Genomic DNA, 12,446 nt, shown 5'->3' on the forward strand with positions numbered 1-12,446 from the left:
TGAGACCCACAATTTAGTCAAAAAGACTGCAATCCATTTGCTACCTTTGTATTTATGCTGGAAGTTGAAAAAATAGAATATGAAAAGTGCATTCTTGTAGGGCTTGTAACCCAAAAACAAACGCACGAAAAAATGACAGAATACCTTGATGAACTCGAGTTTCTGGCCTACACGGCAGGAGCAGAGGTTCTTAAGCGTTTTAGTCAAAAATTAGAACGTCCTAACCCTAAAACTTTTATAGGGACTGGTAAGATGGAAGATGTAGCTGCTTATGTAGAGCAGCACGATGTAGGTACAGTCATTTTTGACGACGAGCTTACACCGGGACAGCAGCGTAACATTGAGGCACTACTTAAATGTAAAATTGTAGATCGTACATATCTTATACTAGATATTTTTGCACAACGAGCACAAACTAGTTATGCGCGTACGCAGGTAGAGCTTGCGCAGTATGAGTATCTCTTACCTCGTCTAGTAGGTTTATGGACACACCTTGAGCGCCAGCGTGGGGGTATAGGTATGCGTGGTCCTGGAGAGACAGAAATTGAGACAGATAGACGTATCGTACGTGACCGCATCACCCTGCTCAAAAAGAAGATGAAAACCATAGACAAGCAAATGTCTACACAACGTGGTAATCGTGGTGCACTGGTAAGAGTTGCTCTTGTAGGATATACAAATGTGGGTAAAAGTACCCTTATGAATGTGATAAGCAAGAGTAAGGTGTTTGCCGAAAATAAACTTTTTGCAACTCTTGATACTACTGTGCGTAAGGTGGTAATAGGTAATTTACCATTCTTACTTTCAGACACCGTTGGGTTTATAAGAAAGTTACCTACACAACTCGTAGATTCTTTTAAGAGTACACTAGATGAGGTGCGCGAGGCAGATTTATTATTGCACGTGGTAGATATCTCACACCCACAGTTTGAAGATCATATTAATGCCGTGAATAAGATTCTTGATGAGATAAAAAGTATGGATAAACCCACGCTTATGGTCTTTAATAAAATTGATGCATATAAGGCAGAGGCTTATGATGATGATGACCTTATGGTAGAGCGCACCGGTGCTCACTACTCACTAGATGAGTGGAAGGAGACCTGGATGTCACGCACTAATGGTGATGCGATATTCATTTCGGCGCTTAATAAAAACAACTTTGATTCCTTTAGAAAGAAAGTGTACGAGCGCGTGAGAGAGATACACGTAACACGTTTTCCATATAATGAGTTTTTATACCCGGAGTATATAGATCAATACGGACAAGAAGAGGAATAAAAAGAATAACGCTTTCGCGAAAGCGTACTTAAAACAACACAATTACAATTATGCTCATAATAGGTATAGGTGGAGGTACCGGTAGTGGAAAAACTACCGTAGTAGATCAGATAGTTTCAGACCTTCCAGAAGGACAGGTAACGGTTATCTCCCAAGACTCATATTATAAAGATCTTTCTAGCCTCTCTATGGAGGAAAGAAAGAAAGTAAACTTTGATCACCCTAATGCGATAGATTTTCCATTGCTGTGTCAACATCTCAAAGAACTTAAAGAAGGAAGGAACATATTACAACCAGTATATTCATTTGTTGCACATAACCGTACAGAAGAGACGGTGCTTACCACGCCTACTAATGTGATGGTGGTAGAGGGTATTCTTATACTTACAGATCCTGCTATTAGAAATCTTTTTGATATCAAAGTTTTTGTACACGCAGATAGTGATGAGCGATTAATACGTCGTCTCAAGAGGGATATTGCAGAGCGCGGTAGAGATCTAGATGAAGTGCTTAATAGGTATCAAACCACGCTTAAGCCTATGCACCAGCAATTTATTGAGCCTACTAAAGAATTTGCAGATATTATTATACCAAACAATAGGTATAATACTGTTGCTGTAGATATTGTACGAAGTATTATAAACGAACGTTTAAATTAAGGTTTTACTATATTTACTACAATGGGTGTCAAAGAGCTGAGGCAAAAAAAATGGTTTAGAGTATTGAGTAATAAATATTTACTCATTACCATCATTTTCTTAATCTGGATGCTGTTTTTTGACGGGAGTTCATACCTATTACATAGAGAGCTTAACCAAGAGCGAGATAAGTTAAAGGGTAACCGTGATTATTTTAAAAACGAAATTTCAAAGGATAATGCTCAAATACTACAGCTCAAAGATAGCGCAGGTTTAGAGCGGTTTGCTCGTGAAGAATATCTTATGAAAAAGGATAACGAAGAGATTTACATTATTGAATATCAAGATAGTTTAAAACAGGAAAATGAAGACTAGTTTATTTTCAGAATTTGATCCAGTATCTGCAAAAGCATACAAACAGAAAATACAGTTTGATCTTAAGGGTGCAGATTATAACGATACACTTGTCTGGCAGAGCTTAGAGGGTATACACGTACGTCCTTTTTACCATAAAGATGAGGTAAAAAAAACGGCAAACATCATACTACCTAAGCATTGGTTTATAGGAGAGAAAATTTTTATAAATCAAGCAGTACAGTCTGCAGAGACGGCAAATAATGCTATAGCAAATGGTGTAGAGGCTGTTTATTTTCAAGCCAATAAACCTTTTGATATAGCTGCGTTATTTACAACGCTTAGTGATACTTCGGTGCCACTGTATTTTGATCTATCATTTTTAGACGCTCAATTTTATAATGAGCTATATCGATATAGTGATAAGTATGAGCTCGTAGTAAAGCTAGATATTATTAACCATCTTGCTTTAGATGGTAACTGGTTTACAAACCTCAATAAGGATCATCAAGATTTTAAAGAAGTTATACAAGAAGCAGCGTCATCCTTTACAATAGACACTACACTTTATCAGAACGCTGGAGCAACTATGGTGCAGCAACTGGCATACGGTATGGCACAACTAGCTGAGTATTTAAACTTTTGTGAGCAAGAAAATCTTAAACTAGAAGAAGTAGTTGTAGAGGTAAGTGTGGGTGCAAATTACTTTTTTGAAATTGCAAAGCTTAGAGCATTAAGAGAATTAGCACAAACTGTTTTAAGTGCTTTTTCTTATCAAGACACAGCTATTAAAATCGTAGCACACCCAAGCCGTAGAAATAAAACTATTTACGACTATAATACTAATATGTTGCGTACCACTACAGAGTGTATGAGCGCAGTTTTAGGAGGAGCAGACTGGGTGGTAAATATGCCTTACGATGCATTATATCATAAAACAAATGATTTTGGACAGCGCATATCTCGTAATCAATTAATAGTGCTTAAAGAAGAAAGCTATTTTGATGCTGTACAAAATCCTTCAGATGGATCTTACTATGTTGAGGAACTCACCCATCAGCTAGCGGAAAAAGCACTTACGCTGTTTAAGGATATAGAGCGCAATGGGGGTCTATTAAAACAACTCAAAGATGGAACCGTACAACGCAAGATTAAAGAAAGCGCTACTAGAGAGCAGCAGCTTTTTGATGAGGGAGTCATTACTTTATTAGGAACTAACAAGCATCCTAATCAAGATGATAAGATGAAGGACAATCTTGAGTTATATCCTTTTGTAAAAATAAATCCACGCAAAACAATAATCGCACCTATAATAATGAGACGTCTCGCAGAAGCTGTCGAAAAAGAGCGTCTTAAAACTGAGTAGATATGATAAAAATTAATCAACTAGTAGTAGTGGTTCTCCTTTTGTCTGTAAGCCTAATATCTTGTGACAACAAGAAAGAACTTGCACTACAACATTCAGAAAAAGAAAGTATAACTACCTGTGGTGGTGAAGATAGTGCGTTGCTCAACGAGGCACTATATCAATTTGAGCAAGATATTACAGAGGCATATGATCCAGAGGCAAAACGTCTTGTAAGTGCTTACGGCCGCTACTTATATGTAGGTTTTACGGGTACAGCAGAGTTTGATAGAGTTGCAACAAGTCACTCGATTGCTATTTATAAAGAATTACGGGCTCGCAATATTTTGCTTGAAGATGGAGGTGCTAGTAATCTCAACTATAAGCATCCTGCAGTGCAGTGTGTTATAGATAATATGGAAGATAAAGATCTGTCTACCACTATAAATGCCCTTGTAGAGACTAATACTATGAGCCCAAAGTTGTTCAACTCACGTATGCGTAATTTTGGGAGACAAGCAAAAGACCAAAGAGTCACTGCGCTCTATGTGGCACTAGATGCATTTTATCAACATCTTGCGCCAGTAGCGCAAGTAGCGCAAGAAAGTAATGAGTAGAAGAGACGTACAACATATCACCCTTGGGGCTCAAGTAAAAAGTAGTTCTCAACAAGATGTGGTTTTAAAAACCACTGCCGAAAAGATAGATGTAAAATCTACCTATACTCCTGAAGATGTTCAAGATCTAGAGCACTTAGATTTTGTGGCCGGTATGGCGCCTAACTTACGCGGGCCTTATAGTACAATGTATGTAAGAAGACCTTGGACGATACGCCAGTATGCGGGTTTTTCTACTGCAGAGGATAGTAACGCATTCTATCGTAGAAACCTTGCCGCAGGCCAAAAAGGACTCTCGGTAGCTTTTGATCTCGCAACACACCGTGGTTATGATAGTGATCACGAGCGCGTAGTAGGAGACGTAGGTAAGGCAGGTGTGGCGATAGACTCGGTAGAGGATATGAAAATCCTTTTTGACCAGATACCGCTAGATAAGATGTCTGTCTCTATGACTATGAATGGTGCTGTATTGCCTATTATGGCATTTTATATAGTTGCAGCACAAGAGCAAGGAGTAGATACGGCGCTACTTTCGGGTACAATCCAAAATGATATTCTTAAGGAATTTATGGTACGTAACACGTACATATATCCTCCTACACCATCTATGAGAATTATCTCAGATATCTTTGAATATACAGCAAAGGAGATGCCTAAATTTAATAGTATCTCGATCTCTGGATACCATATGCAAGAAGCAGGAGCAACTTGTGATATAGAACTCGCATACACCCTAGCAGATGGACTGGAGTATATAAAAACTGGGCTTGCTGCCGGGATGGATATAGACAGCTTTGCGCCAAGGCTTTCGTTTTTCTGGGCAATAGGGATGAACCACTTTATGGAAATTGCAAAGATGCGTGCCGCCAGAATGTTATGGGCAAAAATTGTAAAACAATTTAATCCTAAAAATCCTAAGTCTCTTGCCTTGAGAACGCACTGCCAGACTAGTGGCTGGAGTCTTACAGAGCAAGATCCATTTAATAATGTTGCGCGCACAACTATTGAGGCTGCTGCAGCGGCTTTTGGAGGGACGCAGAGTTTGCACACTAACGCACTAGATGAGGCCATTGCCTTGCCTACAGATTTTTCTGCTCGTATCGCTCGTAACACACAAATTTTCTTACAAGAAGAAACACATATTACAAAAACCGTAGACCCGTGGGCGGGTAGTTATTATGTAGAGTCTCTCACAAATGATATTGCTCATAAAGCCTGGGAGCTTATTCAAGAAGTAGAGGAGCTAGGAGGAATGACTAAAGCTATAGAAGCTGGTATTCCCAAACTACGTATTGAAGAGGCAGCTGCTAGAAAGCAAGCCCGCATAGATAGTGGTCAAGATATTATAGTAGGAGTTAATAAATACAGACCTACAGAAGATGAGCACCTAGATATACTTGATGTAGATAATACAAAGGTGCGTGATGGCCAGCTTAAGCGTCTGGAGCAAATTAAAAATGACAGAGACTCAGCTAAAGTTTCTCAAGCTTTAGAGGCGCTTACAAACGCAGCTAGAGAGGGCAATGGCAATTTATTATCACTTGCGGTTACGGCAGCTAGAGAAAGAGCAACCCTAGGAGAAATTTCAGATGCACTAGAGGAGGTTTATGGGCGTCACAAAGCGCAGATACAATCCTTTAGTGGTGTATATAGCAAAGAGATGAAAGAAGATTCCGCTTTCGCGAAAGCGCAACAACTCGCAAACCAATTTGCAACGCAAGACGGGCGTCGTCCTAGAATTATGATTGCCAAAATGGGACAAGACGGTCACGACCGTGGAGCAAAAGTAGTAGCAACAGGATATGCAGATATAGGTTTTGATGTGGACATAGGGCCGCTATTTCAAACACCTAAAGAGGCAGCAAAACAAGCAGTAGAAAATGATGTGCACATACTAGGAGTCTCATCACTTGCTGCTGGTCACAAAACATTAGTGCCTCAAGTAATTGAAGAGCTAAAGGCGCTAGGAAGACCAGATATTATGGTGATTGTAGGTGGGGTGATTCCGCAGCAAGATTATGAATTTTTATTTGAGGCTGGAGCCGCAGCAGTTTTTGGGCCTGGAACAAAAATAAGTGAGGCGGCGATAGGTCTTCTAGAGATTATGATGGACTAGATGAAATATTACATCCTTACATATACTTTTGTAGAAAATTATTTGGAGAAAAGAACACCTTATCGCAAAGATCATTTTGAGGTTGCAAAAGCAGCTGTAGCTGCGGGCAGTCTTCTACTAGGTGGAGCTACAGAAGGTCCTGGTGAAACAGGTGTGCTAATCTTTCAAGTAAAAGACAAATCACAAGTTGAGACATTCGCGGCACAAGACCCTTATGTGAAAAATGGTATTGTTATTTCTTACGATATCAAAGAGTGGAATGTTGTGCTAGGTTCAAAGTTATAATAGTAGTAAACGTGTATTAAAAATAGACACGTACAAAAGGCTGCCACGCATCTGCATAAACAGAATCATTATCGTCAAAGAGTACATTGTAACGTATCCCGATTGCGCCTAGACTATTTCCTCCTACGTTGAGACGGTATCCCGCGCCCAGAAAGAGTGCAGTATTCCAAGAGTTTGGAATGTCTGGTAGTCCAGAAACAGATTGAAAAACGCGAAGTTGCTCAAACTCTCCAGAAAGCTGTAAGAAATCAAGCGGATTTGAAATGACAATAGCACTTGCCCCTACAAGGGTTGTTTTAAAATCTCCAAATTTTTGATAGGTGTAATTAAGTCCTGGTCCAAATGCGACATATTGATTGGGTTGATACAATGCACTTGGTGCAACTGTAATGTTAGTATTGTTTCGGCCAAAATTTAAGCCTAATCCACCGCCAAAACGCACCTTGCTCCAAAATTCACTTTTAGGTTTTGTAGTAATCTCTTGCGCTTGGGTTGTTGTTGTCATTGTAAAAAAGAGGCCCGTAAGTAGTATAATCCCTAAAAAATTGCATTTCATAGCTGTAGTGTCTTAATTCTCTGTTATAAATATAGGTATTATATGTCCAAAAATGTTAATTATCGTATTTTTGCTTTTCTAAAGTCGCAAGACGCAGAACTTAAATATCAAATGGATAGATTTTCATTTCTGAATGCCGCACATACCGCTTACTTTGCTGAGCTTTACGATCAATATTTACTTAACCCAGATAGTGTAGAAGCTAGCTGGCGCGCTTTTTTTCAAGGTTTTGACTTTGGGCTAGAAAGTGCAGAAGAGGTTACTGGTGATGTAGGAGGAGAGACTGTGGTTATTCCTGAAGGAATTCAAAAAGAATTTCAAATAGTAAAATTAATAGACGGATACCGTAACAGAGGTCACCTCTTTACAAAGACTAACCCTGTACGTGCACGTCGTAAATATGCACCTACACTAGAGATAGAAAACTTTGGACTCTCTAAGTCTGATCTTAGTACAGAGTTTGAAGCTGGTTCAATTTTAGGTATTGGGAAGAAGACGTTACAAGAGATTGTAAACCACCTTGAGGCCATATACTGTGACCACATAGGTATTGAGTATATGTACATTCGTAATCCAAAAGAGATTACTTGGATACAGAACTGGCTCAATAAAAATGATAACCATCCTTCTTTCTCAAAAGAGGAAAAAAGGCATATTCTCAAAAAATTAAATCAAACAGCTTCTTTTGAAGGTTTCTTGCACTCTAAGTATGTAGGGCAAAAACGTTTTTCTGTAGAAGGACTTGACGCTATGATACCTGGTCTGGATACACTTATCGAGAGAGGATCTGATAAGGGTGTTGAGCAATTTGTAGTAGGGATGGCACACCGCGGTCGTCTTAATGTACTGGCAAATATCTTCGGAAAATCACCAGAGGCAATCTTTTCTGAGTTTGACGGAAAAGAGTATGATGAGGATGAACTTTTTGATGGAGATGTAAAATACCATATGGGGTGGACTAGCTTTCGCGAAAGCGATAAAGGACACAAAATACGTATGGACCTAGCACCTAACCCATCGCACCTCGAGACTGTAGGAGCAGTGATAGAGGGAATGTCTCGTGCAAAAATAGATAATCAATTAGGAGGAGATGAGAAGAAAATCCTTCCTATTGCTATACACGGAGATGCTGCCGTAGCTGGTCAAGGTATTGTATATGAAATTGTGCAAATGGCACAGTTAGAAGGATATCGCACGGGTGGTACGATACATATCGTAGCAAATAACCAAGTAGGTTTTACTACAAACTATCTCGATGCGAGATCATCTACCTATAGTACAGATGTGGGTAAGGTTACCTTGTCTCCAGTACTACATGTAAATGCAGATGATGTAGAGTCTGTATGTCACGCATTTGCCTTTGCGCTTGATTTTAGAATGCAATTTGGCCGTGATGTATTTATAGACATACTGGGTTATAGAAAGTATGGGCATAATGAAGGTGATGAGCCTAGATTTACACAGCCTTTATTATATAAGGCAATCTCAAAACACTCAAATCCTCGTGATATCTATGCAGAAAGACTTCTTAAAGAGGGGGTTATAGAAAAGGGATATGTAAAGCAGCTCGAAAAAGAATATAAAGATGATCTTGAAGAAGATCTTGAAGAATCTCGTAAGAGAGATAAAACAGTAATCACTGAGATTCTTGCAGATGACTGGGAAGGGTATGAGATAGGAAGTAGAGAAGATATTCTTACTCCTGTAGATACTACCTATGATATAAGTAAGCTAGATGTTATAGCAGATGGTATTACTAAGTTACCAGAAGATAAAAAATTCATACGCAAGATACAGCGTATTGTTGCAGATAGAAATAAGCAGTATACAGAAAAGAATCAATTAGACTGGGGAATGGGTGAGCTTCTAGCTTACGGTTCTCTTATGGAAGAAGGATTTAATGTACGTATATCTGGACAAGATGTAGAGAGAGGAACATTCTCTCACCGTCACGCCATTATCAAAACAGAAGATGATGTAGAAGAGATTAATCTACACAACCGTCTAGATGTAGCTGGTAAGATGGATATCTATAACTCACTACTTTCTGAGTATGGAGTGGTAGGTTTTGACTACGGGTATGCGATGGCTGCTCCTAAAACACTTACTATCTGGGAGGCTCAATTTGGAGATTTTTCAAATGGTGCACAGATAATGCTAGATCAATATATAAGTGCTGCAGAGTCTAAATGGAAAACACAAAATGGACTCGTGATGTTATTACCTCACGGGTATGAAGGTCAAGGTTCTGAGCACTCTAGTGCACGTATGGAACGTTACCTACAGCTTTGTGCTACAGATAACCTCATAATGGCAGATGTAACAACGCCAGCAAACTTCTTTCACCTACTACGTCGCCAGATGAAGTGGAATTTTAGAAAGCCACTTGTAGTTTTTACACCTAAATCATTATTAAGACACCCTCTTGTAGTGAGTACTAAAGAGGAGCTTACCACAGGCTCTTTTCAAGAAGTTCTTGATGATACTGAGGTAGATAAGAAGAAGGTTACATCACTTGTATTCTGTACAGGTAAGTTTTATTATGACCTCTTAGAGCGTCGTAAGGAAAATGGACGTGATGATGTAGCCCTTGTACGTATAGAGCAATTATTCCCGCTGCCACAAAAGCAGTTAGAAGATATTATTGCAAGTTATCCTAATGTAATAGATTATGTCTGGGCACAAGAAGAGCCTAGAAATATGGGAGCTTGGGGTTATATGCTTATGAATTTTGATCAAGTAAAACTTAGAGTAGCATCGCGACGTGTATATGCATCTCCAGCTGCGGGAAGTAGTACAAGATCAAAAGCAAGACACAAAAAAGTAATAGATAGCGTTTTTGAAGCGCCTTTAAAATAGTAACAATTAATAGCCGCCAGCGTCCTTCATCTAAGTAAGTTGAGTAACAATGGCGTAACCAGAAACATTATGGTTTTAGAAATGAAAGTCCCTTCACCGGGAGAATCCATCACAGAAGTTGAAATCGCACAATGGCTCGTTGAAGACGGCGATTATGTAGAAAAAGACCAGGCCATTGCCGAGGTAGACAGTGATAAAGCAACGCTCGAGCTTCCAGCAGAGATGAGTGGAGTCATTACACTTAAAGCAGAAGAAGGTGATGCTGTTGAGGTAGGTGCAGTTGTGTGCCTTATTGATACTGCTGCAGAGGCGCCGGCAACAGACACCTATGAAGGTGGTGACGAAGGTGGTGGAGATGGTAAAGTAGAAGAAAAACTTAAAAAAGAACAGGCAGCAACTCCTAACACAGGAGAAAAAGCTCCAGCCGAAACTGAAAAGACATACGCATCTGGAACTCCAAGCCCAGCAGCAAGAAAAATTCTTGATGAAAAAGGAATGACCGCTAGCCAGGTTACGGGTACAGGTAGAGCTGGCCGTGTGACTAAAGAAGATGCTGTAAAAGCAACACCTTCTATGGGAACTCCAGGACCAGGTTCTAGAGGTGACTCACGTACTAAGTTATCTATGCTACGTCGTAAAGTTGCAGAGCGTCTCGTAGAAGCAAAAAATACAACAGCAATGCTTACTACCTTTAACGAGGTAAATATGCAGCCTATATTTGACCTGCGTAAGCAATACAAAGAGGACTTCAAGGCAAAGCACGGTGTAGGTTTAGGGTTTATGTCATTCTTTACACTAGCAGTGGTAAGAGCTCTTGAAATGTATCCTGCTGTAAACAGTATGATAGATGGTAAAGAGATGCTCACTTTTGATTATAAAGACATCTCAATTGCCGTATCAGGTCCTAAAGGACTTATGGTGCCAGTTATTAGAAATGCAGAAAACCTTTCTTTTAGAGGGGTTGAGAGTGAGGTAAAACGTCTTGCAATAAGAGCCAGAGATGGTAAAATTACTGTAGACGAGATGACAGGAGGAACCTTTACAATCTCAAATGGAGGTGTATTTGGATCTATGTTATCTACACCTATCATAAACCCACCACAATCTGGTATCTTAGGAATGCACAATATCGTAGAGCGCCCTATCGTAAAAGATGGCGAGATTGTAATCGCACCTATAATGTTTGTAGCATTATCTTATGATCACAGAATTATCGATGGTAAAGAGTCTGTAGGATTCTTAGTCGCTGTAAAAGAAGCACTAGAAGATCCTATTAACATTCTTATGGATGGAGATATCAAGAAAGCCCTAGAGATGTAAATCATTAGGATATAATAATATATGAAAGCCAACTTGTAATAAGTTGGCTTTTCTTTTTTACGCTTTCGCGAAAGCGGTCTCCATAGTGTTAATAATCAAAGCAACTAAGTTGTTTGATATAAGTTTTTAGAGTTGTGTAAAAAAAAAACACTCATTAAAAAAATTTAATGAGTGCTTTTCAGTTGGGGGAAAGCTTAGGTTTGCGTAATCATAAAAATAAAAACTCCCATTATAAGAAATGAGAGTTTTATAATAGCTTTTTTCAAATATCATCAAAATCTTGAATAATAACCCTCTTATGAAAAAAGCTACGGGGGAGTCACAAAGATATGATGGTATGGAGGTAAAATTTTACGGATTTCCTTTATTTGGGCGTTTTTTTTAATTTTTTTTGACTTTTTTTAAATCAGGCGCAAGTCGGCTAGTAAGCGTATGAGGTGTATGGTAGTTTTTGCACCAAACTCAGTGCGCAACTCACGCAGTCGCTTCTCAATACTACTGCGACTGTAAGGCTTCATATTTTTGGATTTAAAATAATGCTGTATTTCATCTTGTGTAGCCCCATCTGCGAGAAGACTTAATAGCTCGATGTCGTAGTTATTAAGTTCTACCAGATTTTTTTGTTTTACATTATCTGCAAGGTGTTGAGAGATGTATTTCTCACCTTTTGCGACTTGCTCTATGGCTTCCTTAAGATTTTCTAATCCTCGTCTATCTTTACAAACATAACCATCTAGCAAGCCCGACTTCCAGAGGCTGTCAAAACGTTGTGGGTGATCTTCCATAGAGTAAACGATTACTTTAATGGATGGGTCTACTTCTTTTAAAGCTTTAAAAAGATGCTCTCCAGAGGTAAGGCGTTCTTTGCGATGAGACTCTTTAAAGGAGAGATCTGTGATTAAAAGGTCAAAAGGAGCGTTATCTTGAATGGCCATTTTAAATTCTAAAAAGGCTTCATCACAGTACTCGACGTGTACAACTTCTGGTATTTTGAGCTGTTTAAGAATAGAGGAGACACCCAGTTTTATGTTATCTATGTCTTCGGCCGCTAGTATTTTTTTAAACATTGTACTGT

11 protein-coding genes are annotated in these 12,446 nt (G+C 39.1%); 9 read left to right on the plus strand and 2 right to left on the minus strand.

Annotated elements, in window-relative coordinates; genetic code table 11:
- Nucleotides 1-54 precede the first annotated feature (54 nt).
- From hflX to ABVM49_RS06060, 7 genes are all read left to right on the plus strand, one after another.
- Nucleotides 55-1,281 (plus strand): GTPase HflX, encoded by a 1,227-nt coding sequence (hflX, locus tag ABVM49_RS06030; RefSeq protein WP_035325824.1) that lies wholly within the window; start codon nt 55-57, stop codon nt 1,279-1,281.
- 50 nt (nt 1,282-1,331) lie between these two features.
- Entirely contained in the window at nt 1,332-1,940 is a 609-nt protein-coding gene (udk, locus tag ABVM49_RS06035) for a uridine kinase (RefSeq protein ID WP_035325822.1), read from the plus strand.
- A 63-nt stretch (nt 1,941-2,003) separates the two neighbouring features.
- Nucleotides 2,004-2,294 carry a septum formation initiator family protein gene (locus ABVM49_RS06040; protein WP_316930951.1) on the plus strand — a complete coding sequence of 97 codons (291 nt, stop codon included), beginning with the start codon at nt 2,004-2,006 and terminating at the stop codon, nt 2,292-2,294.
- Nucleotides 2,284-3,639, plus strand: a complete 1,356-nt coding sequence (locus ABVM49_RS06045; RefSeq protein WP_405203461.1) for a methylmalonyl-CoA mutase subunit beta — start codon at nt 2,284-2,286, stop codon at nt 3,637-3,639. The genes ABVM49_RS06040 and ABVM49_RS06045 overlap by 11 nt, the downstream gene beginning before the upstream one ends.
- A 2-nt stretch (nt 3,640-3,641) precedes the next feature.
- Nucleotides 3,642-4,235, plus strand: a complete 594-nt coding sequence (locus ABVM49_RS06050) for a hypothetical protein (protein WP_405203462.1) — start codon at nt 3,642-3,644, stop codon at nt 4,233-4,235.
- A complete protein-coding gene (scpA, locus tag ABVM49_RS06055) occupies nt 4,228-6,351 on the plus strand; it encodes a methylmalonyl-CoA mutase (RefSeq protein ID WP_405203463.1) in 2,124 nt (707 codons plus the stop codon). The genes ABVM49_RS06050 and scpA overlap by 8 nt, the downstream gene beginning before the upstream one ends.
- On the plus strand, nt 6,352-6,636 hold the full coding sequence (locus ABVM49_RS06060) for a YciI family protein (protein WP_405203464.1): 285 nt from the start codon (nt 6,352-6,354) through the stop codon (nt 6,634-6,636). It abuts the gene before it with no gap.
- Between the two features lie 16 nt (nt 6,637-6,652).
- Here the strand turns inward: ABVM49_RS06060 and ABVM49_RS06065 are convergent, their stop codons facing one another.
- Complete coding sequence (locus ABVM49_RS06065) at nt 6,653-7,192, minus strand: hypothetical protein (protein ID WP_035325813.1); 540 nt, start codon at nt 7,190-7,192, stop codon at nt 6,653-6,655.
- A 111-nt stretch (nt 7,193-7,303) separates the two neighbouring features.
- On the opposite strand from ABVM49_RS06065, the gene ABVM49_RS06070 reads away from it, so the two are divergent.
- Nucleotides 7,304-10,051: a 2-oxoglutarate dehydrogenase E1 component gene (locus tag ABVM49_RS06070; RefSeq protein ID WP_405203465.1), complete on the plus strand. Its 2,748-nt coding sequence runs from the start codon at nt 7,304-7,306 to the stop codon at nt 10,049-10,051.
- A 69-nt stretch (nt 10,052-10,120) separates the two neighbouring features.
- Nucleotides 10,121-11,371 carry a 2-oxoglutarate dehydrogenase complex dihydrolipoyllysine-residue succinyltransferase gene (odhB, locus tag ABVM49_RS06075; RefSeq protein WP_405203466.1) on the plus strand — a complete coding sequence of 417 codons (1,251 nt, stop codon included), beginning with the start codon at nt 10,121-10,123 and terminating at the stop codon, nt 11,369-11,371.
- 401 nt (nt 11,372-11,772) lie between these two features.
- Here odhB and ABVM49_RS06080 read toward each other — a convergent pair whose 3' ends face one another.
- Entirely contained in the window at nt 11,773-12,438 is a 666-nt protein-coding gene (locus ABVM49_RS06080; RefSeq protein ID WP_035325810.1) for a response regulator transcription factor, read from the minus strand.
- Nucleotides 12,439-12,446 lie beyond the last annotated feature (8 nt).

It is taken from the genome of Dokdonia sp. LLG6352-1 (assembly GCF_045055815.1).
GTDB lineage: Bacteria > Bacteroidota > Bacteroidia > Flavobacteriales > Flavobacteriaceae > Dokdonia > Dokdonia donghaensis.

Bases quoted from the DNA above. Each gene is read 5' to 3' on its own strand.
- udk (WP_035325822.1), top strand. From the start codon at position 1,332: ATGCTCATAATAGGTATAGGTGGAGGTACCGGTAGTGGAAAAACTACC.
- hflX (WP_035325824.1), top strand. From the start codon at position 55: ATGCTGGAAGTTGAAAAAATAGAATATGAAAAGTGCATTCTTGTAGGG.
- ABVM49_RS06070 (WP_405203465.1), top strand. From the start codon at position 7,304: ATGGATAGATTTTCATTTCTGAATGCCGCACATACCGCTTACTTTGCT.
- ABVM49_RS06060 (WP_405203464.1), top strand. From the start codon at position 6,352: ATGAAATATTACATCCTTACATATACTTTTGTAGAAAATTATTTGGAG.
- ABVM49_RS06080 (WP_035325810.1), bottom strand. From the start codon at position 12,438: ATGTTTAAAAAAATACTAGCGGCCGAAGACATAGATAACATAAAACTG.
- ABVM49_RS06065 (WP_035325813.1), bottom strand. From the start codon at position 7,192: ATGAAATGCAATTTTTTAGGGATTATACTACTTACGGGCCTCTTTTTT.
- scpA (WP_405203463.1), top strand. From the start codon at position 4,228: ATGAGTAGAAGAGACGTACAACATATCACCCTTGGGGCTCAAGTAAAA.
- odhB (WP_405203466.1), top strand. From the start codon at position 10,121: ATGGTTTTAGAAATGAAAGTCCCTTCACCGGGAGAATCCATCACAGAA.
- ABVM49_RS06050 (WP_405203462.1), top strand. From the start codon at position 3,642: ATGATAAAAATTAATCAACTAGTAGTAGTGGTTCTCCTTTTGTCTGTA.
- ABVM49_RS06045 (WP_405203461.1), top strand. From the start codon at position 2,284: ATGAAGACTAGTTTATTTTCAGAATTTGATCCAGTATCTGCAAAAGCA.